The 23,912-nt window shown below is 57.7% G+C and carries 22 protein-coding genes and 1 other annotated feature; of the genes, 7 read left to right on the forward strand and 15 right to left on the reverse strand.

Annotated elements, in window-relative coordinates; translation table 11 throughout:
• From RTP97_RS18025 to fusA, 7 genes are all read right to left on the reverse strand, one after another.
• Nucleotides 1–2,453 (reverse strand): Tc toxin subunit A (locus tag RTP97_RS18025; RefSeq protein ID WP_312416089.1); only part of this gene is annotated, 2,453 nt, incomplete at its 3' end.
• Between the two features lie 436 nt (nucleotides 2,454–2,889).
• Nucleotides 2,890–3,606, reverse strand: a complete 717-nt coding sequence (locus tag RTP97_RS18030) for an ABC transporter ATP-binding protein (RefSeq protein ID WP_312416091.1) — start codon at nucleotides 3,604–3,606, stop codon at nucleotides 2,890–2,892.
• Nucleotides 3,603–4,478, reverse strand: a complete 876-nt coding sequence (locus RTP97_RS18035) for an ATP-binding cassette domain-containing protein (protein ID WP_312416094.1) — start codon at nucleotides 4,476–4,478, stop codon at nucleotides 3,603–3,605. The genes RTP97_RS18030 and RTP97_RS18035 overlap by 4 nt, the downstream gene beginning before the upstream one ends.
• The gene (gene livM, locus RTP97_RS18040) at nucleotides 4,475–5,761 is read right to left on the reverse strand and encodes a high-affinity branched-chain amino acid ABC transporter permease LivM (RefSeq protein ID WP_312416097.1); all 1,287 of its coding nucleotides are present in this window, start codon (nucleotides 5,759–5,761) and stop codon (nucleotides 4,475–4,477) included. The genes RTP97_RS18035 and livM overlap by 4 nt, the downstream gene beginning before the upstream one ends.
• Nucleotides 5,762–5,772: 11 nt before the next feature.
• Nucleotides 5,773–6,687 (reverse strand): ABC transporter permease subunit, encoded by a 915-nt coding sequence (locus RTP97_RS18045; protein ID WP_312213101.1) that lies wholly within the window; start codon nucleotides 6,685–6,687, stop codon nucleotides 5,773–5,775.
• Nucleotides 6,688–6,716: 29 nt separating this feature from the next.
• Nucleotides 6,717–7,826 (reverse strand): branched-chain amino acid ABC transporter substrate-binding protein, encoded by a 1,110-nt coding sequence (locus RTP97_RS18050; RefSeq protein ID WP_312416100.1) that lies wholly within the window; start codon nucleotides 7,824–7,826, stop codon nucleotides 6,717–6,719.
• Between the two features lie 264 nt (nucleotides 7,827–8,090).
• Complete coding sequence (fusA, locus tag RTP97_RS18055; RefSeq protein ID WP_312416103.1) at nucleotides 8,091–10,196, reverse strand: elongation factor G; 2,106 nt, start codon at nucleotides 10,194–10,196, stop codon at nucleotides 8,091–8,093.
• 222 nt (nucleotides 10,197–10,418) lie between these two features.
• Between fusA and RTP97_RS18060 the strand changes: the two genes are divergently transcribed.
• Nucleotides 10,419–10,727: a helix-turn-helix domain-containing protein gene (locus tag RTP97_RS18060; RefSeq protein WP_312213107.1), complete on the forward strand. Its 309-nt coding sequence runs from the start codon at nucleotides 10,419–10,421 to the stop codon at nucleotides 10,725–10,727.
• Nucleotides 10,728–10,785: 58 nt separating this feature from the next.
• Here RTP97_RS18060 and RTP97_RS18065 read toward each other — a convergent pair whose 3' ends face one another.
• From RTP97_RS18065 to dacD, 4 genes are all read right to left on the reverse strand, one after another.
• Nucleotides 10,786–11,127, reverse strand: a complete 342-nt coding sequence (locus RTP97_RS18065; protein ID WP_312229180.1) for a DUF496 family protein — start codon at nucleotides 11,125–11,127, stop codon at nucleotides 10,786–10,788.
• Nucleotides 11,128–11,294: 167 nt separating this feature from the next.
• Nucleotides 11,295–12,353, reverse strand: coding sequence for an FUSC family protein (locus tag RTP97_RS18070; protein WP_312416107.1), 1,059 nt, complete (start codon nucleotides 12,351–12,353; stop codon nucleotides 11,295–11,297).
• 147 nt (nucleotides 12,354–12,500) lie between these two features.
• On the reverse strand, nucleotides 12,501–12,974 hold the full coding sequence (sbmC, locus tag RTP97_RS18075) for a DNA gyrase inhibitor SbmC (RefSeq protein ID WP_312416110.1): 474 nt from the start codon (nucleotides 12,972–12,974) through the stop codon (nucleotides 12,501–12,503).
• 120 nt (nucleotides 12,975–13,094) lie between these two features.
• A complete protein-coding gene (gene dacD / locus RTP97_RS18080; RefSeq protein ID WP_312416124.1) occupies nucleotides 13,095–14,264 on the reverse strand; it encodes a serine-type D-Ala-D-Ala carboxypeptidase DacD in 1,170 nt (389 codons plus the stop codon).
• Between the two features lie 202 nt (nucleotides 14,265–14,466).
• On the opposite strand from dacD, the gene sbcB reads away from it, so the two are divergent.
• A complete protein-coding gene (sbcB, locus tag RTP97_RS18085; RefSeq protein WP_312416113.1) occupies nucleotides 14,467–15,891 on the forward strand; it encodes an exodeoxyribonuclease I in 1,425 nt (474 codons plus the stop codon).
• Nucleotides 15,892–15,941: 50 nt separating this feature from the next.
• Here the strand turns inward: sbcB and RTP97_RS18090 are convergent, their stop codons facing one another.
• The 4 genes from RTP97_RS18090 to RTP97_RS18100 all read right to left on the reverse strand — a co-directional run bounded on the left by RTP97_RS18090 (nucleotide 15,942) and on the right by RTP97_RS18100 (nucleotide 19,361).
• Nucleotides 15,942–17,300, reverse strand: coding sequence for an APC family permease (locus RTP97_RS18090; protein ID WP_312213115.1), 1,359 nt, complete (start codon nucleotides 17,298–17,300; stop codon nucleotides 15,942–15,944).
• Entirely contained in the window at nucleotides 17,290–17,352 is a 63-nt protein-coding gene (gene yoeI / locus RTP97_RS21455; protein ID WP_103819469.1) for a membrane protein YoeI, read from the reverse strand. The genes RTP97_RS18090 and yoeI overlap by 11 nt, the downstream gene beginning before the upstream one ends.
• Nucleotides 17,353–17,563: 211 nt before the next feature.
• Nucleotides 17,564–18,493 (reverse strand): LysR substrate-binding domain-containing protein, encoded by a 930-nt coding sequence (locus RTP97_RS18095; RefSeq protein ID WP_312416115.1) that lies wholly within the window; start codon nucleotides 18,491–18,493, stop codon nucleotides 17,564–17,566.
• 43 nt (nucleotides 18,494–18,536) lie between these two features.
• Nucleotides 18,537–19,361 (reverse strand): SDR family oxidoreductase, encoded by an 825-nt coding sequence (locus RTP97_RS18100; RefSeq protein ID WP_312416117.1) that lies wholly within the window; start codon nucleotides 19,359–19,361, stop codon nucleotides 18,537–18,539.
• Between the two features lie 174 nt (nucleotides 19,362–19,535).
• Between RTP97_RS18100 and hisL the strand changes: the two genes are divergently transcribed.
• The 5 genes from hisL to hisB all read left to right on the forward strand — a co-directional run.
• Complete coding sequence (hisL, locus tag RTP97_RS18105; protein WP_001364200.1) at nucleotides 19,536–19,586, forward strand: his operon leader peptide; 51 nt, start codon at nucleotides 19,536–19,538, stop codon at nucleotides 19,584–19,586.
• Nucleotides 19,562–19,685: a sequence feature (His leader region), on the forward strand. Its footprint overlaps the gene before it by 25 nt.
• Before the next feature lie 35 nt (nucleotides 19,686–19,720).
• Nucleotides 19,721–20,620 carry an ATP phosphoribosyltransferase gene (gene hisG, locus RTP97_RS18110; protein ID WP_103819178.1) on the forward strand — a complete coding sequence of 300 codons (900 nt, stop codon included), beginning with the start codon at nucleotides 19,721–19,723 and terminating at the stop codon, nucleotides 20,618–20,620.
• A gap of 5 nt (nucleotides 20,621–20,625) precedes the next feature.
• Nucleotides 20,626–21,930, forward strand: coding sequence for a histidinol dehydrogenase (gene hisD, locus RTP97_RS18115; RefSeq protein WP_312416119.1), 1,305 nt, complete (start codon nucleotides 20,626–20,628; stop codon nucleotides 21,928–21,930).
• Nucleotides 21,927–22,988 carry a histidinol-phosphate transaminase gene (gene hisC, locus RTP97_RS18120; RefSeq protein ID WP_312416121.1) on the forward strand — a complete coding sequence of 354 codons (1,062 nt, stop codon included), beginning with the start codon at nucleotides 21,927–21,929 and terminating at the stop codon, nucleotides 22,986–22,988. Before hisD ends, hisC begins: the two co-directional genes overlap by 4 nt.
• On the forward strand, nucleotides 22,985–23,912 hold a 928-nt coding region (gene hisB / locus RTP97_RS18125; protein WP_312416123.1), incomplete at its 3' end, for a bifunctional histidinol-phosphatase/imidazoleglycerol-phosphate dehydratase HisB. The genes hisC and hisB, both read left to right, overlap by 4 nt.

Below are 23,912 nucleotides of genomic sequence, written 5' to 3' on the forward strand. Positions count from 1 at the left end.
GCCAGCGTGGTCCAGGCTGCATCGCCCTCGCCCGCCAGGCTCAGCAGCGCCGCGCCGTCGGCAAACGACAGCCCCAGCCAGCGCGGCACCATCACCAGCCGGTAGAGGGCCGACACCACCGCCAGCGTCAGCGGGAAGGTCTTCGCCTCTGCATCTCCCTGCGCTGCCGCCACCTTATCCGCCAGCACCCGGAACTGCGCCTGGGTGATGTCCAGCCCGGCACAAATCTGACGTACCGTGCGGGCGCTGTCGCCGGTAACGTCGGTGTAGCTGACCGTCTCGCCAGTAATGGCGAACGGCTCATCAAACAGCGACGGGGCGTTAAACACCTGGTCGAGGAACGGCACCGCCGGGGAGATGGCGTACGGGGTTATCTGGTCCAGCACAGCAGCAAACTGGAAGGCATTAATAGCGTACTTCTGCTGCCAGTGGCGGAAGACGCCCAGCGCACGCAGGGTGTGGGCGTTGAGGGTGAAGTCAGTGTTATCTGCGCCCTGGGCGCGGATGCAGGCGCTGAGCAGCAGGTCGGTCTCCTCATAGCTCAGACCGAGCCAGCGCTGCAGGCGCACCATCCGGTTGATGCGGTCCATGCGGGCATCGGAGAGATTATTAAGAAAAACAGTAGAGTTAGATAAGAAGGGATAAAATTTCAGCATATCAGTGCGCCCGCCAGCGGGGAGCGTTGATGCAGAAATTGCCGACATCTCATCTTTTGTTAATGCAAAATTCCAAATAGCCACTTCCTGAATGTCGATCGTGGCACTTCGGCCAAATCGCTGATAATAATCTTCACCACTATCATTATTAAAATACCATTTATTTAAAGCAGGCATACCTCCAGTCAGCGAAGATAAATTAATGCCAGTCGAATTTACATCCTTATTTGGGCCAAACGTTCGCTTACAGATAATTACTTCATTACTCTGCCAATCAACAGAGAATATAAAATAGTTCCACTCATTATAAGCGTAACCTATTTGAGCATTTTTATAGTTACCTTTCTGATCGGTTACGTTTAAGTCAAATTTCCCTGACGACCCTAGAATAAAGAAACCGAGATCTTCTGCACGACCACTTGAAGATATTTTTGTGTTACCACCAATCATCACATCACCATCGGGAGTGCTATTTATATTGACCCAGAAGCCCATTGAGAAACTGGAGTTATGATTATTGGATGTTGTGAAATCATCAGGTATTGTGATGTATTGGTCTTCGCTGCTTTTCAGAGAAATAGCGTTCCCTTTTGTTGCATCAGAAATAAAGGAGGGCTCTCCAGAAAGAAGGTAGTCATTACTTGATGATACTAATGCAATAGAGCTGGCATTGTTTTCATTAATAAATGAAGCGCCATAATGATAGCTATCAACGCTTTCATAAATATTATTTTCGCTGATTATATTTGATGAGATAACGACGCTGGTGCTGCCTTTGCCGTTTCCCGCCACTAGCTCCTCTACCTGCGGCACGGTAATCCCCAACTGATAGGTAAAGGTGTCGAGATTTTCAAACGGCGTATAGTCCGCCGTTTCTACGCCGAGGTTCGTTTTATAAAATGCCGTCAGGTCAGAGCCAGTGCTGTTATCTGCTTCGGTCACCAGCTTCTGCTGCTCCGGAGCTAAACCGCTAGCAAGTTCCGTGCTGTTATCGCTGCGCCCCCCGCGCCATGCATCATTCAGGAACCACGGCCAGTCGGTGGCGGTCTCGCCGATGATCTCCTCCAGCGGGACGCCAGCATTCAACAGCGCAAGCTCTGCCTGATCGTGGGGGAAGTGATACGGCAGCAGGGTCGGATAGCGGGTCTCTGCCAGGGTCTCGTCCACGCTCTGCTCTGCTGGCAGGCTGGTGGCGATATTGTTTTCGAGGATCTCATTCACCAGTTGTAAAGCTGGAACCTGCTGATTGATGGCATCGTTATCCACCATCAGGGTGGCGAGGTCCGGACGACGCTCGGCCAGGGTAATAACCTGGTCGGCCGTGCTGCTGGCCTGAATCTCTTCCTCAAACGTCAGGGCCTGCTTATAGAGCCAGGTGAGGTAGCTGACCGGGGAATCGACTGCCTCCGGTGCGCCGGACTGGCAGTAAGCCTGCCAGTTTTCGGCAAACTGGTTCTGCCAGGTCGGACCATCCTGAACCAGTCCCTGAATATTATCCGAGGAAGAACTGTTGACCACCTGCTGACCGCTAAGCGTCTGCGGCAAACCCAGACGAATCTGCCGGGTAAGCTGGTTTTCCCGGAACAGGCGACGAATATACTGGGCCTGACCGACGGCGAGATCCCAGGCTTTGCCGCCGCGCAGGCCCAGCCACGACATGTTGTCGGCGATAAACTGTTTCCGGGACGTGCGGGCAACGTCAAAGACAGAGCGGTAGTTATTTTTAGCAAAGCTGCCGGGAGAGACCTTAAGGGCGGTCTCCACCTGCTGAAGCGCAGGGCTAGCTGAGAGAGTCATAATAGTGAACTCCAGTGAGTAATCGATTGAATTGTTAATCGGCTAAGGATTTACTTAATAAAAATTATCAGCATCAAAATTGCTATTTATCTTAATTAACACCATGAGTTTCGCTGCAATAAAAAAGACTGCAACCACACCGCCATGATGATTTGGAAAAATAGCTATAAAACAAAAAGATAACTGACAACTAATTTTTATACAGCGGCATCCATAATAAATGTATTTGTGTTGAGGAAAATCTTATATGGCAGGATTAACAATAATGAGCGTTATTTAAATTCAACTTTATTCAGTTCCACCTAAAAATTGCACGCCGACATCATAAAAAATATGCACAATGGCTGTACCTATTAAAGCATTTAAATATATCGCATTTATTTAAATGTTATAGTGCTAATGTTTTAAGTCCCTTTATTAGGAAAGTGAAGGACATTCATCCCCCGCCCAGGTAGGCTTTACGCACGTCGGGATCTGCCAGCAGTTCTGCACCGCTGCCGCTGAGACGGATCTCACCGTTGACCATCACATAGGCGCGGTCAGAGAGCTTCAAGGCATGATTGGCGTTCTGCTCCACCAGGAACAGCGTCATTCCCCCCTGGGTCAGCTCTCGCAGGATATGGAAAATCTGCTTCACCACCAGCGGAGCGAGTCCGAGGCTGGGTTCATCCAGCAGCAACAGTCGGGGGCGGCTCATTAGCGCCCGGGCGATGGCCAGCATCTGCTGCTCACCGCCGGAGAGGGTCATTGCCCGCTGGCTGCGACGCTCTTCCAGTAGCGGAAAGATGTCGTACATTCGGGCTCTATCCGCCTTCTGGTAACGGTCACCGATGGGGATAGTGCCCATCAGCAAATTCTCCTCCACCGTCATGTCCGGAAAGATGCGCCGCCCCTCCGGGGCCTGGGCGATGCCGTTGCTGGCAATAAAGTGGGTAGATTTACGGCTGATATTCTCCCCGCGATAGCGTATCTCTCCGCTGGCGATGCGCGGCTGGCCAAAGACCGACATCAGCAGCGTCGACTTGCCCGCGCCGTTCGCCCCAATCAGCGAGACGGTCTCGCCCTCGTTTACTGTCAGTGACACATTTTTCAGGGCCTGGATCGGACCATAGAAGACGTCAACCCGGCGAAACTCAAGCAGCGGCTGGCTCATCGATCTATCGCCTCCTCGTCAGTACCGAGATAGGCAGCAATAACGCCGGCGTTGGCCTGAATTGCCTTTGGCGTGCCGCGGGCAATAACGTTGCCGTGATCGAGGACAATCACCCAGTCGGCAATCGCCATGACCATTCCCATGTCATGCTCGATCAGCAGCACCGTTACCCCATGCTGCTCGCGCAGGGTACGGACGATCCGGCTCAGGTCATGTGTCTCAACGGGGTTGAGTCCGGCAGCGGGTTCATCAAGGCAGATCATCTCTGGTCCGGTGCACATGGCGCGGGCGATCTCCAGCCGTCGCTGCTGTCCATAGGAGAGGGTTCCGGCCAGCCGGTTGGCACACTCCACCATCTCAACCACCTCCAGCCAGTAGAAGGCCCGGTCGAGGGCCTGGCTCTCCGCCCGACGATAGTCCGGCGTATTGAGGATCCCGGCGATAAGATTGCGGTTGGCCTGCATGTGCTGGGCTATCAGCAGGTTCTCCACCACCGACATCTCGCGAAACAGGCGGATGTTCTGGAAGGTGCGCGCCAGTCCGGCACGGTTAACCAGATGGGTACCGCCAAACATCTTGTACCACAGCCGGGAGCTTAAACGCCGTGGATGAAGGAAATCATCCACTCGCAGCGTCTGCCCCAGCACCTGCACGATGTCAGTGGTACGCGTTCGCGTCTCCAGCAGGATCGATCCGCCGGAGGCCTGGTAAAAGCCGGTCAGGCAGTTGAACACCGTGGTTTTTCCCGCGCCGTTGGGGCCGATAAGCGCGGTGATCGACCCGCGCTCCACCTCCAGGCTGACGTCGTTGAGGGCTTTGATACCGCCGAAGTGCATCATCAGATTGTCCACGCGTAGGATGGCGTCGCTCATGGCGCAACGCCCTTACGGACGGCAAATCCGGCCCGGCTGGTGCGAACCAGGCCGCGCGGCCGCCAGATCATCATCAGCACCATCAGCATGCCAAATAGCAACACCCGGTACTCGGCAAAGTCCCGCAGCAGCTCCGGGGCGACGGTGAGGATAAACGCCGCCAGCACCACCCCCAGCGTTGATCCCATCCCGCCCAGAACGACGATGGCGAGAATGAGCGCTGATTCAAAAAAGGTAAACGAGGTGGGATTCACAAAGCCTTGATAGGTGGCAAAGAAGACGCCGGCAATCCCCGCGGTGGAGGCACCGAGCATAAACGCCGACAGCTTAACCAGGACATGATTTAAGCCCAGCGAGCGACAGGCTATCTCATCCTCCCGCAGCGCCTCCCAGGCCCGGCCGATGGGCATGGTGGTCAGCCGGTGCTTAATAAACAGCACTAATACGACCACCAGAACCAGCACCGCGTAGATAAAGATAAATTTAAGGTTAGGGTTATAGGTAATGCCAAAAAATTCATGAAAGGGAACGCCGCCGTCTCTCGCCCGGCGACCAAACTCCAGGCCTAAAAAGGTCGGTGCAGGTACCGAAATGCCGTTTGGCCCACCGGTAAAGCTCAGCCAGTTATTGAGCACAAGACGGATAATCTCTCCGAAGCCGAGGGTGACAATCGCCAGATAGTCGCCGTGCATCCGCAGCACCGGAAAGCCCAGCAGCGCGCCGGCCAGTGCGGCAATAATCGCGCCCAGGGGGAGCATTACCCAGAAGCCCAGGCCGAGGTACTGATAACCCAGCGCCAGACCATAGGCACCAATGGCGTAAAACGCAACGTAGCCGAGGTCCAGCAGCCCGGCCAGCCCCACCACAATATTGAGCCCCAGCCCGAGCAGGACGTAAATTAGCCCGAGGATCGCGACGGTCAGGAGGTATTTGCTGGCGACGAAGGGAAAGAGCATTGCCAGCACCAGCAGCAGCGGCCCAATCCAGCGCAGATGGGAGGTATGATCCGGCGAGCGGACAAACACCCCGTCGTTGGCGCTCTCAAAGCGGCGGGTGAATTGTCGCCCACGCGCTGTCTGCAGCGCCAGGCTCAGCAGAAAGCGACCGGCCATAACGATAGCGACCAGCAGCGCAACACGTCCCGGGGCCAGGTTAACGCTGTAGCCCTTAAGCACCACCCCGACGATGGGCCCGAACACCACCAGCGCACACAGCCCCGCAAGGAGGGTATCCCGTAGGCACTGCATCAGATCCAGCCGGGGTTTTATTGCCTCATCCGTCATGCTCGCGCCCCTCATACCTTCGCCACCACCGGGCGGCCCAGCAGCCCCTGCGGACGGAAAATCAGGATGGCAACCAGCAGCGCAAAGGAGAAGACGTCCTTATAGTCAGAGTTGACCAGCCCGGCAAACTGCGCTTCGGCTACCCCCAGCAGCAGGCCGCCCAGCATTGCGCCAGGCAGCGAACCGATGCCACCCAACACGGCGGCGGTAAAGGCCTTAATGCCGATGATAAAACCGATATAGAAATCAAAGGTGCCGTAGTTCATGGTCACCAGTACGCCGGCCAGTCCCGCCATGGCCGCGCCCATCACAAACACCAGCGAGATAACCCGATCGGTATTGATGCCGAGGATCGACGCCATCCGCCGATCCTGCTGCGTGGCGCGGCAGATGCGTCCCAGCCGAGTAAACTGAATTATCCAGGTCAGTAGCAGCATCCCTGCGAACGCCGCCAGCAGAATGAAAATTTTGGTCCAGGTGATCTGGACGATACCGTCACCAACGTCCACGCGCAGCACGCCGCTCAGCAGGGTTGGGATCCCCTGCTGGTTCGGCCCCTGGGCGATCTGGACATAGTTTTGCAGGATCAGCGACATGCCAATCGCCGAGATCAGCGGGGCGAGGCGCGTGGAGTTGCGCAGGGGCCGGTAGGCGATGCGCTCGATCGTCCAGCCGTAGACGCCGGTGACCACCACGGTAAAGATCAGCGTGCCGAAGATCAGCAGCGGGAAGGAGTGCAGGCCAAACCACGAGAGCAGCCCAAGACCGATGGCGCAGAGATAGGCCGAGATCATGTAAACCTCGCCGTGAGCAAAGTTAATCATCCCGATGATGCCGTACACCATGGTATAGCCGATGGCGATCAGGCCATACACCGCCCCCAGCGTCAGGCCGTTGATAAGCTGCTGCAAGAAGAATGCATCCATAGTGAACGCCCTCGCCCCGGTAAGTGGGATTACAGCTGGTGATATTTGCCTTTGTCATCCCACTGATAGACGACGTAGTCAGAGACCTTGAGATCGCCCTTGCCATCCCAGGCTTTCGCTCCCATCACCGTATCCACGCTGTTTGACTTCAGCCAGGCGCTGGCTTTCTCATTGTCTTTGCCGACGGCGTTATAGGCGGCGGCGAGGGCCTGGATAGAGGCATAGGCGTAGAGGGTGTAGCCTTCCGGCTCAAAGCCGCTGGCGCGGAATTTCTCAATCACCGCCTTCCCGGCCGGGATAGTGCGCGGATCCTTGCCAAAGGTCATCAGTACGCCGTTGGTGAACTGCGGCCCGCCTGCTGCCGTCACCAGCTCCTCGGTCACCACGCAGTCGCCGGAGAAGAATTTGGCCTCGACTCCCTGCTCACGCATCTGGCGCACCAGCGGCCCGGCCTCAGGATGACAGCCGCCGAAGTAGACCACGTCAGGCTTCAGCGCCCCGATTTTGGTGACCAGCGCGTTGAAATCTTTTTCGCCCCGGGATAGCCCCTCATAGAGCACCTCTTTGGTACCGCGCTTCTCCAGCGCCGCGCGCATCGCGTCCGCCAGCCCCTGGCCGTAGGTGTCTTTATCGTGGATCACGGCAACCTTTTTCGCCTTCAGCACGTCGAGAATGTAGTTTGCCGCCACCACGCCCTGCTGGTCGTCGCGGCCGCACATGCGAAACATATTCTGCATGCCCCGCTCGGTAATTTGCGGATTGGTGGAGCCGGGTGTGATGGTCAGCACGCCCGCTTCGTCATAAACTTCGGACGAGGGCATGGTTGAGGAGGAGCAGAAGTGGCCCACTACGGCGGAGACCTTCTCTTCGTCTACCAGTCGGTTGGCCACCGCCACTGCCTGTTTGGGTTCGCAGGCATCGTCTCCCTGCACCAGCACGATCTTCTCGCCCTTGATGCCGCCAGCAGCGTTGATATCCGCCGCCGCCTGGGTTGCCCCTTTCCAGTATTGCGCCCCGTAGGTCGCGTTGGGTCCGGTGAACGGCCCGGCCACGCCGATGGTGATATCCGCCTGCGCAGAAAACGCAGCACCCAAGCAGCTCAGCAGAGCAAGCGGTAACGTAAGCGTTTTGATAGACATGTGTTAATCCTCAGCACGGTTCAGAACCCGACGCCAGCGGCGGCGTGGAAGAGGTCGCCATCACATGGCTGGCTGGGCTACGCGGTGTCCGGACCGTCCAGAATCTTAAACATAGCTGCGGGAAAGTGAGACTGCGCACCCCGCTTGTACAAATTTGCAGCGGAGATCACTGAGTGAAGAGATTTTGCCGCTGCGCGGAAAAAAATGAGCGCCCCGGCAGGGTTAGCCATGCCGGGGCGGGTTTAGCAGGTGTTGTTTAGCCGGTTATGACGTTTTGGCCCGGCTGGCGATAATAGTGTCCGCCACGTTACGCGGCGCTTCCGCGTAGTGGTGAAACTCCATGCTGTAGGTGGCGCGCCCCTGAGACATCGAGCGCAGCGTGGTCGAGTAACCAAACATCTCCGCCAGCGGCACGTCGGCGCGGATGATCTGGCTCCCTAGCCGCTCGTCCATCCCCTGCACCATGCCGCGACGGGAGGAGAGATCCCCCATCACGTTGCCGGCATACTCCTCCGGCGTCTCCACCTCAACGTGCATGATTGGCTCCAGGATCGCCGGATCGGCGCGTCTGGCCCCCTCTTTGAAGCCAAAAATCGCCGCCATGCGGAAAGCCAGCTCCGAGGAGTCGACGTCATGATAGGAGCCGAAGGTCAGCGTCGCCTTGATATCGACTACCGGATAGCCCGCCAGCACGCCGTTATTGATCGCCTCCCGCAGGCCTTTCTCCACCGAGGGGATAAACTCCCGGGGTACAACCCCGCCCTTGGTGGCATCCTCGAAGATAAAGCCTGTGCCCCCCTCCAGTGGCTCCAGGGTCAGCACCACGTGACCGTACTGCCCTTTACCGCCGGACTGGCGAACAAATTTGCCTTCGATATCCTGCACCGTTTTGCGAATTGTCTCCCGGTAGGTTACCTGCGGACGACCAATGTTGGCCTCCACGCCGAACTCCCGCCGCATGCGGTCGACGATGATCTCCAGATGCAGCTCGCCCATGCCGGAGATGATGGTCTGACCCGACTCCTCGTCGGTATGCAGATGGAACGAGGGATCCTCCGCCGCCAGCCGCTGTAGGGCGATACCCATCTTCTCCTGATCCGCCTTGGTCTTCGGCTCAATCGCCAGGGAGATCACCGGATCGGGAAACTCCATGCGTTCAAGGGTGATCACCGCATCGGGGGCGCACAGGGTGTCGCCCGTAGTGACATCTTTCAACCCGACGCAGGCGGCGATATCCCCCGCCCGTAGTTCGTCCACCTCGTGACGATCGTTGGCGTGCATCAGTACGATACGCCCAATGCGCTCCTTCTTACCCTTCACCGGGTTCCAGACCGCGTCGCCTTTTTTCAGCACGCCGGAGTAGACGCGGATAAAGGTGAGCTGGCCCACGTAGGGGTCGGTCATCAGCTTAAAGGCCAAAGCGGAGAACGGCTCGCGATCGTCCGGATGGCGTTCGGCGGTCGCCCCCTTCTCATCCACGCCCTTAATAGCCGGAATATCAAGCGGGGATGGCATCAGCTCGACCACCGCATCAAGCACGCGCTGTACGCCTTTATTTTTAAAGGCGCTACCGCAAAGCACGGGCTGGATCTCACCGGCCACAGTGCGGGCGCGCAGGCCGCTGATGATCTCCGCCTCCTCAAGATCGCCATTTTCCAGATACTTATCCATTAGCTCTTCGCTGGCTTCCGCCGCCGCCGAGACCATCTTTTCACGCCACTCTTTCGCCGTCGCCAGCAATTCGTCCGGCACCGGCGCGTAGCTGAAGGCCATCCCCTGGGTGGCGTCGTCCCAGATGATTTCACGCATTTTGATCAGATCCACTACGCCGGTGAAGTGCTCTTCCGCCCCAATAGGGATCACAATCGGCACCGGGTGCGCCTTCAGGCGGTCGATCATCATCTGCACCACGCGGAAGAAGTCCGCGCCGGGGCGGTCCATCTTGTTGACGAAGGCCAGCCGGGGGACGTGATACTTGTTGGCCTGCCGCCAGACGGTCTCCGACTGGGGCTGTACGCCGCCTACGGAGTCGTAGACCATTACCGCGCCGTCCAGCACGCGCATCGAGCGCTCCACCTCAATGGTGAAGTCAACGTGGCCGGGGGTGTCGATGATATTGATACGGTGCGGCTCATAGCCCCGGTCCATGCCGGGCCAGAAGCAGCTTACGGCGGCTGAGGTAATGGTAATTCCGCGCTCCTGCTCCTGCGCCATCCAGTCTGTCGTCGCTGCGCCATCGTGAACTTCACCCAGCTTATGGCTCATGCCGGTGTAAAACAGGATCCGTTCAGTGGTGGTGGTTTTGCCGGCATCAATGTGGGCAGAGATACCAATGTTGCGATAGCGCTCGAGGGGGATGGGTCGGGGCATGATGCGTCCTTAGTCAGTTTGACAGTTAGCGGCCAGAGCGGCCTTTCAGGTTTAACGTCATCATAATAGTCCAACTGTACGAGTATATTCGAACTATTTTAGCTATAGTTATGGATGATAATCTCGCTGCTGGTGCCGCATGGCGCTCGCCGTTGGGTTTAGGTATAGTATGAGCTAGCCAGCTAGCTGGTCACTATTTGTGCTTATTGACACAGGAACACTATGATTGCCAGCCATCCCGAACGGGCAAAAATCCGCCTTGAGAATGTACTTTTTGCGCTGGGAAATCCGCTGCGCCTGGAGATAGTCAGAACGCTGGCGGACGAAGGAGAGCAGGCCTGCGGGTCACTGCGCAAGGATGTGGCAAAATCGACCATGACCCACCACTGGCGCGTGCTGCGCGACAGCGGCGTGATCTGGCAGCGCCCGCAGGGCCGCGAAAACCTCATCTCGCTGCGCCGGGACGACCTTGATGCCCGCTTTCCTGGGCTGATGGATATCCTGCTCAACGCCATTCACGCCGAGCAGTAGTTTGACGCGACCTGATAAGGGTCGCAAAGGGTGAGAGGCGGACTCTCACCCGAGGTGATTACTCGTCTTTTGCTTCAACCGCAGCGTGCTTCAGCTCGCCCATCGTTTTCAGCTTTTTAGAGATTTCACGGCGCTCTTTTGAGATCTCGGCGTTTTTGATGATGTAGTCATCTACGCGGTCCTCGTAGTCGCTTTTCATGCTGGCGATGATGCCCTGGATCGCTTCAACGCTCATTCCCGGCTTGATGTAGTCGCTCAGGTTGTCCAGCAGCAGAACGCGTTTCTGGTTGTCGCGGATCTTTTTCTCAACGTCCTGAATTTCACGCTGTAATTTGTTCTTACGGCGGAACAGACGCACGAACTCCAGAACGTCCTGGAATGAAGGCTTAGTAGTTTCCATTTTTACACCCCTGCTAGTATCAGATTCGGATTCGTTAAAGCAACCGCTGTAGGGTAAACATTACTTTTAGCCGTTGCTGATGACAATGGTTTTATCCTTTCAAATATCATAACCCTAAATCAGGCTGAATCGAAACAACCTGCCAGCAATCAACAGACGGATGCGGCTTATTTGCGCAGCGCCCGGCAGATAAGATGCGAGAGCAGCTCTAACTGGCGCGCCAGCTCCATGCTTAACCAAACGTAACCGTGCATCGGCGTTTCTGCCAGGGTCTCATCTTTATGCTGCTGGATCAGCTGGCGCAGCTCCGCCACAATTTCGTTAAGCCGCTCGCTGTTCGCGAGGATAGGCTGCGGATTGCCCTCGTAGAGCGCGTGGGCGATGGTCAGCAGCGTTTGCTGGGTCATGGTCTGCGTCTCACGGATAGTGCGGGCGTTAAGCATCACGAAGTGGCTGGCCCGTGACGCCCAGTGAGCGTTGATCTGTAGCTCAAGCATGCACACCATATTGCGGCTCACGGTCTGAATGGCTTCGAAGATCGCTTTCTGAATATGCGTCTCCTTGCTGGCGGGAACAATCAGGCCTCGCATCTTTACTACGTCGTTGAGGATCTTTTGCAGATGCTTCTCCAGCCGCGGGCGCTCCACCAGGTTAGGCGAAAAGCCCGCCTGGTAGACCCGGTTAAAGCTGGTGACATAGTTCGCCATCTGGATACGCCAGTGCAGAAACGCCCGCTGCGGCCAGATGCCGGTAAAGAGCATCGCCAGCAGCGAGCCTAAAATCACATCGCCACCGCGCCACAGCGCGATGCGCATATCCCCCGCCGGTGCCCCCACCACCACCGCAAGCGTAATGCCAATCAGCAGCGCCTGGTAAGGCTTCTTGCCCAGCGCCAGCCAGCCGCAAAGGAACATCGCGGCGGCGCACCAGAGCAGCATCAGCGGCAGAGAGAACAGCTCCAGCTTCAGGGCAATCAGCCCCAGCGCCGAGCCGAGGATCGTGCCGCCGATACGCTCGTAAGCGCGCGGCACCACGTTCCCCCAGAAGGAGATCGGCCCCATCACAACCACCAGGGTAATCAGCGGCCATGTCCCCTCCGGGATGTTCAGCAGGCGCACCAGCAGAAAGGTAAGGATAAATGCCAGCGCTATCCTGGCCCCGTGCACAAGGCGATAGTGACGGTACAGGCGTATTTCAAAGGGGCTAAGTGATTTGTCGGTGCGCACCACGCTCTCCGGCTAAAACGACAAAGGCGCAATTGTAGCGAATTTTCGCGCCGGGGCCTCAGCGTTGTTGCTAAAAGCCCCGAGAAACTGCTTAAACATCAACCAAACCCGGTAAACAGGCCGACAGGATCAACAGTAAGCGGGTGCTTACAGTGATTTAGGCTCCACAGGAATGTGCATCTCAACGTCCCAGTAGCCGCTGCTGCTGTCCGCATTCAGATAGCGCTCAAAGCAGGGGCGGGCGGCTATCTGGTAGTAGGCATCCGGAAGCAGGCTGTCGAAAAAGAGATCCCACGTCTTCTCAAACTCTTCGTTGTAGACCCTGGCCCGGGCGACGGCGTACTGGCCGCCGGGAAGCTCGCTCAGGATCACCCCTTCGCTGTTTTCCGGTATCGTAAAGCCCGCAGGCACCGAAATTACCGTGTCAGCGCGCAGCTTCTCCGGTGGGACTTCGTCGGGGTTATCGTAGTAGACGGCGATCCACTCCTGCGGCTGGAGATCCTTACTTTGCACCCACATGGTGAGCTGTGCAAACCCTTGCTTAACGGTCTTTTCCCACGGGCCTACCAGATGAAAACCGGCAATGGTGCGCTTATCAAGCTGTCTGATACTGTAGTCCATGCTGCCTCCGCGATTGATTGCTGTATGGATATACACTCTCTCTTATTAAGGGCTTTGTGTCACCCCTCGACTGCTCAGTATGCGAGCAGACTCGCAGAGTTGCCAGCCTGCCCTCTTCCCTTACAGCGCGTGGTGCAGGTAGTCACTCATCCGGGAGAAGATGCCGCCCTTCTCGACCGCTTCCAGAGTCACCAGCGGTGAGCGGGCAATCAGCTTGTCTTTATCGTACAGCTCCACTTCGCCAACCTGCTGATTCGCGGGCAGCGGCGCTTCCAGCTCTTTGCTGGTCAGCATGTACTTGGCTTTGATATGGTCCAAATCTGTCTTAGGCAGCGCCAGCCAGAAGTCGCGATCCGTACCCAGCGACACTTTCTCTTTATCGCCGTACCAGATGCGCTCGTTACCCACCTGCTTGCCCTTATGCAGGATCTGCACGGTATCGAAGTTATCATCGCCCCAGTGCAGCAGCTTACGGGCCTGCTCCTCGCGCCCTTTGGGGCTTTCCCCACCCATGACCACCGCGATTAGCCGACGCTGGCCGTTGACGCTGGAGGCGATAAGGTTAAAGCCTGCCCCGGAGGTGTGGCCGGTTTTCAGGCCATCCACGTTGAGCGATTTATCCCACAGCAGACCGTTACGGTTCTGCTGGGTGATACCGTTCCAGGTGAGGCTCTTCTCGCTGTACATGTGGTAGAACTCAGGTTCACCATGGATGATGGCCCGAGAGAGCACGGCCAGATCGTAGGCCGAGCTGTGCTGGCCCGGCGCATCCAGACCGTGAACGGTCTCAAAGTGGGTATCGCGCAGGTTGAGCTTCTGCGCATAGCTGTTCATCATCTTCACAAACTGCGGCTGTCCCCCGGCCACATAGTCCGCCAGCGCCACGCAGGCGTCGTTACCGGAATCAACGATCAGGCCACGGCTGAGATCGCGCACCGAGATGCGATCCCCCTCCTTGATAAACATCAGCGAGGAGCCATCAAATACCGGATTTCCTTTCGCCCAGGCGTCTTTACCAACGGTAACAATATCGTCGGGCGTGATGTGCTTGCTGTCGATAGCGCGGTCAACCACGTAGCCGGTCATCAGCTTGGTCAGGCTGGCCGGGTTACGCTGCTGATGTTCATTGCCTGCGGTCAATATCTGCCCCGTGGTGTAGTCCATTAATACCCAGGCACCGGCCTGGATCTGCGGAGGCTGTACAGCGAAAGAGAGATCGGCAGCCAGCGCAGAATTCACGCAAACAGCAAGGAGGGAAGCGGCAATAAACAAACGGCGTTTCAAGAGGATATCCTTAAGGTCGTACAAAAGAGCTGACCTTTGTACGGAAAATGTTGTGTCGAATCCTGGAACAATTGCAAACAAATGTGACAGCAGCGGGATACGAGGCGGAAGCAGGCGCGCAGTTCTGGTAAAAACAGCGCTTTTATTTCTGCTTAGCGGGCGGCATGGTTTACCATAAAGAGGTCACATAACAACAGGACGATTTCAGGTGTCAGATTCCGCTGCGCAGCCAACCTTTTTATTCCATGACTACGAAACCTTCGGTACCAGCCCGTCGCTGGACCGGCCGGCGCAGTTTGCCGCCATCCGCACCGACGAGGAATTTACGCCTATCGGTGAACCGGAGGTGTTCTACTGCCAGCCTGCCGATGACTATCTGCCGCAGCCGGGAGCCGTGATGATCACCGGTATTACGCCGCAGATCGCCCGGGAGAAAGGTGACAACGAAGCCGCTTTCGCCAAGCGTATTCATGACATCTTTACCGTGCCGGAAACCTGCGTAGTGGGCTACAACAACGTCCGTTTCGATGACGAAGTCACCCGTAACGTTTTCTACCGCAACTTCTACGATCCCTATGCCTGGAGCTGGCAGCACGGTAACTCCCGCTGGGATCTGCTGGATGTGATGCGCGCCTGCTACGCCCTGCGCCCGGAGGGCATCAACTGGCCAGAGAACGAGGACGGCCTGCCAAGCTTCCGCCTGGAGCACCTGACTCAGGCGAACGGCATCGAGCACAGCAATGCCCACGACGCGATGGCGGACGTCTACGCCACCATTGCTATGGCGCAGCTGGTAAAAGCTCGCCAGCCGAAGCTGTTTAACTATCTCTATACCTACCGCAGCAAGCAGAAGCTAACCACGTTGATTGACGTCCCGCAGATGAAGCCGCTGGTACATGTCTCCGGCATGTTTGGTGCCGATCGCGGCAATACCAGCTGGGTAGCGCCCCTTGCCTGGCATCCGGAGAACCGTAACGCGGTGATTATGGTCGATCTGGCTGGGGATATGTCCCCGCTGCTGGCGCTGGATGCCGATGCGTTACGCGAGCGTCTCTACACGGCGAAGGCGGATCTGGGCGATGCCTCTGCCGTACCGGTGAAGCTGGTGCATCTCAATAAGTGCCCGGTGCTGGCGCAGGCAAATACGCTGCGTCCGGAGGATGCCGATCGGCTGGGCATCAACCGTCAGGCCTGCCTGGCGAACCTGCAGATCCTGCGCGATAACCCGCAGGTCCGGGAGAAGGTGCTGGCTATCTTTGCCGAGGCCGAGCCGTTTGTTCCGTCGGATAACGTTGACGCCCAGCTCTATAACGGCTTCTTCAGCGACGCCGATCGCGCGGCAATGAAAATCGTGCTTGCGACCGATCCGCAAAACCTGCCGGCACTGGATATCACCTTCGCCGACAAGCGCATTGAGAAGCTGCTGTTTAACTACCGGGCGCGTAACTTCCCCGGCACGCTGGATGAGAACGAGCAGCAGCGCTGGCTGCAGCATCGCCGTAACGTCTTTACGCCAGAGTTTTTGCAGGCCTGGGCGGAGGAGCTGGAGGCGCTCTATCAGCAGCACGCTGGCGATAGCGAGAAGCTGGCCCTGATTAAAGCCCTGTATCAGTACGCGCAAGAGATTGTATAAATAAAAAAGCCAGCTTCTCAGCTGGCTTTTCTGTTTACGGCTTAACGTAATTACGCGACGTCTTCGTACTGCGGAACCGGGTTACGGAAGCTTTTGGTCACGCAGGCCAGGTAGACCAGACCAATACCGCCCCAGATCAGGCCCAGAATCATTGAGCTCTCTTCCAGGTTCAGCCACAGCGCGCCCACGGTCAGGGCACCACACAGCGGCAGGATCAGGAACTGGAAGTGATCTTTCAGGGTCTTGTTACGCTTCTCACGGATCCAGAACTGCGAGATCACCGACAGGTTAACGAAGGTAAAGGCTACCAGCGCACCGAAGTTGATCAGCGCCGTCGCGGTCACCAGGTCAAAGTTAATCGCCAGCAGGGCAATCGCGCCCACCAGCAGCACGTTCCACGCCGGAGTGCGCCATTTCGGGTGCACATAGCCAAAGAAGCGGCTCGGGAAGACGCCGTCACGGCCCATCACATACATCAGGCGAGACACGCCCGCGTGCGCCGCCATACCGGAGGCCAGTACGGTGATGGTCGAGAAGATCAGTACGCCAAACTGGAAAGTTTTACCCGCCACGTAGAGCATAATTTCCGGCTGAGACGCATCAGGATCTTTGAAGCGGCTGATGTCCGGGAAATAGAGCTGCAGGAAGTAGGAGGCAAAGATAAATACCAGTCCGCCAATCAGCGCCGTCAGGAAGATCGCTTTCGGGATCACGCGCTCGGCGTCCTTGGTCTCTTCAGACAGCGAAGAGATGCCGTCGAAGCCGAGGAACGAGAAGCAGAGAATGGTCGCACCGGTGATCATGGGTACCACGTGTGCACCTTCAGACCAGAACGGACGGGTGCTGGTCAGCGTACCCGCGCCTTCACCGTGCGCCACGCCGTAGATAATCAGACCGACGATGGCCGCCACAATACCCATCTGCAAAATAACGATCAGGGTGTTGAAGTTGGCAACGGATTTAATGCTGCGCAGGTTCGAGATGGTCATAAAGGCCACCAGCGCCACCACAAAAATCCACGACGGCACGCTGGGCACCAGCGCTTCGAAGTAGATTTTAGCCAGCAGAATGTTGATCATCGGCATGAACAGGTAGTCCAGCAGCGACGACCAGCCCACCATAAAGCCAACGGCCGGGCTAATGGATTTCTGGGCATAGGTATAAGCTGAGCCAGCGGACGGGAAACGACGCACCAGTTTACCGTAGCTCAGCGCAGTAAAGAGAATAGCCACCAGCGCAAACGCATACGCGGTCGCGACATGACCATCGGTCAGACCAGAGACAATGCCGAACGTATCGAACAGCGTCATCGGCTGCATATAGGCAAGACCCATCATAACAACCGGAATCAACGTAAGCGATTTACGCAGTTCCACGCGAGAGGTTTTTGGAGTAACGTTATGCGACATGGTCAGCCCCCATTACGGCGAATGCCGTCGCAATAGCAAAAAATTGCCCCATTTTGTTTCTTTCCTCAGCGACAACGACTGTCGGTTTTTAAATGTGTATCTATCCGGTACGAAGCCCGGCCTCTTGGATTTAAATGACGTTTTGATGCAAAAAAATAACCGACGCGTTTAACGTCGGTTAGTGTCATTTTTTGCAGGCGACATATTTTGCCCCAAACTGAGGCGCGATGACAAGATGGCATACCCCTATCAGGCCATCTTTTTTAACTCACGCCTGATTCACGGCCACTCACCGCGTTGTAAACGCCAGCGATCGCACTATTTGCTAAAATTTCCGTGCACCACCAGCCGCTTGCCAACCCTGCGGTCTGTTCATTCCAGCCCATCCACACCGGTTCGGCAGACATTTGCGCGACCACTCGCTTCTCTATCAGCGCGCCGCTATTCAAAAACAGCTGCGCCATATAGCGTGGCAAATAGCCACAGCCCAGACCGCCAATGAGCAGATCCAGTTTAGCCTTAAAATCAAAAACGGTGATCGCCTCCTGATCCTCCAGCAGCAGCTGGGAGCGCGAGCAGCCTGGCCTGGCCTCCCCTACCACGATTGCGCGGTGGCGTTTGATCTCGCGCCGGGACAGCGGCTCTGCCGCCTGAGCCAGCGGATGATGAGGAGCGACGGCAAAAACCTGATCCAGGCTGCCCAGCCTGGCAAAGCCAAACCCGCTCAGGGAGGGAGGGTCATGCAGCGCCCCAACGATAATATCAGCCCGCCCCTGAATCAGCGCCTCCCACGATCCTGACAGCACGCCATTGATAAACGCCAGCCGGGTTACGCTGTGCTGCTGGTAAAAAACGTCGATAAGCGGCAGCAGCAGTGAGAAGGGAAAGGTGTCATCCACGCCAATAGTCAGATGGTTCTCCCATCCCTCGTTGAGCTTAATAGCCTGCTTCTCCAGCTCGCGCACCGTGTGCAGCACCTCCCTCCCCTTATCCAGCAGCATCTGGCCGGTACGGGTAAACCTGGCCCGATGGCCGCTGCGGTCGAGGAGCTGGATGTTAAGATCGCTCTCCAGCTTATGTACGGTGTAGCTGAGCGCAGAAGGGGTTTTGTAGAGCTTCGCCGAGGCCGCAGCGAAACTGCCCTCTTTCTCGAGGGCATCAAGGATAACGAGAACATCCAGCAATGGTTTCATGTTCGCCCCAAAGGGTATGCGACCAGTCCCCAGGCTGCTGCCCCTACTCCATCGGCATGATCAGCGGATCGGGATACTGATATTCGAACCCTAGTTCATTAGTGATGCGGCTCCCGTCAACGCGCTTGCCTTTGCTGCCGGCACCGCTATCGGTAAACTGCGGCGGCTCCAGCCCCAGCTGGCGTGCCATCACCGGATAAAATTCGGATCGCGCAGGGTGCCCCGGCGCGCAGAGATTGTAGATATGCCCCCCCTTCGGGGCCTGCAATAACAGCGCGATCGCGGCGATAACGTCTTCCAGATGCACCAGGTTGACGCCCTGGCTGCCATCGGGCGCGGTTTTCCCGGCAAAGAAGCGGCCCGGATGACGGCCCGGTCCCACTAGCCCAGCAAGGCGCAGAATATCTACCGAGGTGCCCGGCAGGTTATGCAGCCACTCCTCCAGCTCCTTTAAGGTGCGCCCGCTCTGCGTGACCGGCTGAAGCGGCGTGCTCTCTTTTACGGTGCCCTCCGCATTGCCGTATACCGAGGTCGAGCTGGTAAAGATAATTCGCGGAATACGTCTGGCCAGCGCGCTGTCGACAATCTCCTGCACCGCCTGAAGATAGAAGGTGTCCCCGCTACCGCTACGCCGGGCGGGCAGCGTGACCACCAGCGCATCCACGTTCATCAAGGCTTCCAGATCGTCAGCGTCACACACCAGCTCCGGTTCGAGCTTTAATGGGTAGCTCTCAATGCCGCACATGCGCGCCGCCTCGACGCCATCCAGGGTAGTTTTGCTGCCGGTCACCTGCCAGCCCTTTGACTGCAACGAGAGAGCCAGCGGCATCCCCAGCCAGCCTAAACCGACAATCGCGACTTTTTTCATCCTTAATTCTCCCGTCTTTCATACGTTAGGATTAAGGCTACGCCAGGCAAGCGAAACTGACAATTATGGAAGCAAGATGAAATGATTTAATGATGAAAAAAAGCCCTTGCTTTCAGCGGGCAAAGTGGTTTAGGTTAATTGACAAGACATGAATAAGCATTCATTGGAAATTTTATGACACGCGTTCAATTTAAACACCACCATCATCACCATCATCCTGACTAGTCTTTCAGGCGATGTGTGCTGGAAGACGTTTGGATCTTCCAGTGGTGCATGAACGCATGAAAAAGCCCCCGGAAGATCCACTTCCGGGGGCTTTTTTTTGAACCTAATTCAGGCAGGATAAGAGGATAAGCAGAATGTTAGATAACTCCCGTTTACGCATAGCTATGCAGAAATCTGGCCGTTTAAGCGATGATTCACGCGAACTGCTGGCCCGCTGCGGCATTAAAATCAATCTGCACACGCAGCGTCTGATTGCGCTGGCAGAGAACATGCCCATCGATATTCTGCGCGTGCGTGACGACGACATTCCGGGGCTGGTCATGGACGGCGTGGTGGATCTTGGCATTATCGGTGAGAACGTGCTGGAAGAGGAGCTGCTGACCCGCCGCGCCCAGGGCGAAGATCCGCGCTACTTTACCCTGCGCCGTCTCGATTTCGGCGGCTGCCGCCTGTCGCTGGCTACCGCCGTTGACGAGCCGTGGGATGGCCCGGCGGCGCTGGACGGTAAGCGCATCGCCACCTCCTATCCGCACCTGCTGAAGCGCTACCTCGACCAGAAAGGGGTCTCGTTTAAGTCCTGCCTGCTCAACGGCTCCGTCGAGGTCGCCCCGCGTGCTGGCCTGGCCGATGCCATCTGTGACCTTGTCTCTACCGGGGCAACCCTTGAAGCCAACGGCCTGCGCGAGGTCGAGGTGATCTACCGCTCTAAAGCCTGCCTGATCCAGCGCGACGGCGAGATGCCTGCGGCCAAACAGCAGCTGATCGACAAGCTGCTGACCCGTATCCAGGGCGTCATTCAGGCTCGCGAATCGAAATACATCATGATGCATGCCCCGACCGAACGTCTGGAAGAGGTCATTGCTCTGCTGCCGGGCGCCGAGCGTCCGACCATCCTGCCGCTGGCGGGGGATCAGCAGCGCGTGGCGATGCACATGGTAAGCAGCGAAACGCTCTTCTGGGAGACCATGGAGAAGCTGAAGGCGCTGGGGGCCAGCTCCATTCTGGTGCTGCCGATTGAGAAGATGATGGAGTAATGACCATGAGCTTCAATACCGTTATCGACTGGAACGACTGTACCCCGGAGCAGCAGCGCGATCTGCTGATGCGCCCGGCTATCTCTGCCTCGGAGAGCATCACCCGCACGGTGGTGGAGATCCTCGACAACGTTAAAACACGCGGCGACGACGCCCTGCGTGAGTACAGTGCTAAATTTGATAAAACCGAGGTTGGCGCTCTGAAGGTTACCGCGCAGGAGATCGCCGACGCCAGCGCCCGCCTGGGAGAGGATATCAAGCAGGCGATGGCCGTGGCGGTGAAGAATATCGACACCTTCCACCAGGCGCAAAAGCTCCAGCCTGTGGATGTTGAAACCCTGCCCGGCGTGCGCTGCCAGCAGGTGACGCGTCCGATTGCCTCCGTGGGCCTCTATATTCCCGGTGGCTCCGCGCCGCTCTTCTCAACGGTATTGATGCTGGCGACCCCGGCGCGCATCGCAGGCTGCCAGCGGGTAGTGCTCTGCTCACCGCCGCCGATTGCCGATGAGATCCTCTATGCCGCCAGCCTCTGCGGCGTGCAGGAGGTCTTCAAGGTGGGCGGAGCGCAGGCTATCGCTGCCCTGGCCTTTGGCACCGACTCGATCCCGGCGGTGGATAAGATCTTTGGCCCCGGCAACGCCTTCGTCACCGAAGCCAAGCGCCAGGTGAGCCAGCGGCTGGACGGGGCGGCAATCGACATGCCTGCCGGGCCGTCTGAAGTGCTGGTGATTGCCGACAGCGGCGCAACGCCGGATTTCGTTGCCTCGGATCTACTCTCCCAGGCCGAACACGGCCCGGACTCCCAGGTGATCCTGCTGACGCCGGACGCACAGATGGCTGAAGCGGTCGCCGAGGCCGTTGAGCGCCAGCTGGCCGTGCTGCCCCGTGCCGAGACCGCCCGCCAGGCGCTGGCCGCCAGCCGGCTGATCGTGGCGCAGGATCTGGCCCAGTGCATTGCTATCTCAAACGCCTACGGCCCGGAGCACCTGATTATTCAGACCCGCGATGCCCGTTCCCTGGTAGACGACATCACCAGCGCAGGGTCGGTGTTCCTTGGCGACTGGTCACCGGAGTCGGCGGGTGATTACGCGTCGGGTACTAACCACGTCCTGCCGACCTACGGCTATACCGCCACCAGCTCAAGCCTTGGACTGGCGGATTTCCAGAAGCGCATGACGGTGCAGGAACTCTCCCGCGAGGGATTCTCCGCGCTGGCGGCGACCATTGAGACCCTGGCGGCGGCCGAGCGCCTGCACGCCCACAAGAATGCGGTTACCCTGCGCGTTAACGCCCTCAAGGAGCAAGCATGAGCATCGAAGAATTAGCGCGCGAGAACGTGCGAAATCTGACGCCCTACCAGTCCGCTCGTCGCCTGGGTGGCAAGGGCGATGTCTGGCTGAACGCCAACGAGTTCCCTACCCCGGTGGCCTTTGAGCTGACCCAGTCGTCGCTCAACCGCTACCCGGAGTGCCAGCCGAAAGCGGTGATTGAGGGCTACGCCCGCTATGCCGACGTTCAGCCGGAGCAGGTACTGGTCAGCCGTGGTGCAGACGAAGGCATCGAGCTGCTGATCCGCGCCTTCTGCGAGCCGGGCAAGGACGCTATCCTCTACTGCCCGCCGACCTACGGCATGTACAGCGTCAGCGCCGAGACCTTCGGCGTCGAGGCGCGCACCGTTCCGGCACGGGAAGAGTGGCAGCTTAATCTGGAGGGGATTGCCGACGCCCTCGACGGGGTGAAGCTTATCTATGTGTGCAGCCCCAACAATCCAACCGGGCAAATTATCGACCCGCAGGATATGCGAACCCTGCTGGAGATGACCCGCGGTAAAGCGCTGGTGATTGCCGACGAGGCCTATATTGAGTTTTGCCCGCAGGCGACGCTCAGCGGCTGGCTGGCAGACTATCCGCATCTGGTTATCCTGCGCACGCTGTCGAAAGCCTTTGCGCTGGCCGGCCTGCGCTGCGGCTTTACCCTGGCAAGCAAGGAGATTATCGCCCTGCTGCTGAAGGTAATTGCACCCTACCCGCTCTCAACGCCGGTCGCGGAGATCGCTGCCCAGGCGCTCTCCCCGGCGGGCATCGACGCGATGCAGGGACGGGTGGCGCAGATCCTTGCTGAACGTCGCTACCTGGTCGAGCAGCTGCGCACTATCCCCTGCGTAGAAACGGTATTTGATTCAGAAACCAACTATATTCTGGTGCGTATGACCGCCTCCAGCGCGGTGTTTAAATCCCTGTGGGATCAGGGCATTATTCTACGCGATCAGAACAAACAACCCTCTTTAAGCGGCTGCCTGCGGATCACCATCGGCACCCGGGAAGAGAGCCAGCGCGTCATCGACGCCCTACGTGCGGAGCAAGTATGAGCCAGAAGTACCTTTTTATTGACCGTGACGGCACCCTGATTAGCGAGCCGCCGAGCGACTTTCAGGTTGATAGCTTTGAAAAACTGGCTTTTGAGCCAGACGCCATCCCGGTGCTGCTGAAGTTGCAGGCCGCCGGCTTTAAGCTGGTGATGATCACTAATCAGGACGGGCTGGGTACGGCAAGCTTCCCACAGGAGCACTTTACCGGCCCGCACAACCTGATGATGCAGATCTTCACCTCCCAGGGCGTAGTTTTTGATGAAGTGCTGATCTGTCCGCACCTCCCCGCCGACGAGTGCGACTGCCGGAAGCCGAAGGTGAAGCTGGTTGAGGCTTACCTTGTCGACGAGGCGCTGGATAAGGCCAACAGCTACGTGATTGGCGACCGGATGACGGACGTGACCCTTGCAGAAAACATGGGCATTACCGGCCTGCGCTACGATCGGGAGACCCTTAACTGGCGCGCCATTGGCGACCAGCTGACCAAACGCGATCGCTATGCTCACGTCGAGCGCAAGACCAAAGAGACGCAGATTGACGTGAAGGTGTGGCTGGATCGCGAAGGCGGCAGCAAAATTAATACCGGCGTGGGCTTCTTCGACCACATGCTCGACCAGATCGCCACCCACGGCGGCTTCCGCATGGAGATTCAGGTCAAGGGCGATCTCTATATCGACGATCACCACACCGTGGAGGATACCGGCCTGGCCCTCGGCGAGGCGCTGAAGCTGGCCCTTGGCGACAAGCGCGGCATCAACCGCTTTGGCTTTGTCCTGCCGATGGACGAGTGCCTGGCCCGCTGCGCGCTGGATATCTCCGGGCGTCCGCACCTGGAGTACAAGGCTGAGTTTACCTATCAGCGCGTGGGCGATCTGACCACCGAGATGGTTGAGCACTTCTTCCGCTCCCTCTCCTACACCATGG

The organism is Pseudescherichia sp., assembly GCF_031998825.1.
In the GTDB taxonomy this organism is placed as follows: Bacteria; Pseudomonadota; Gammaproteobacteria; order Enterobacterales; family Enterobacteriaceae; genus Pseudescherichia.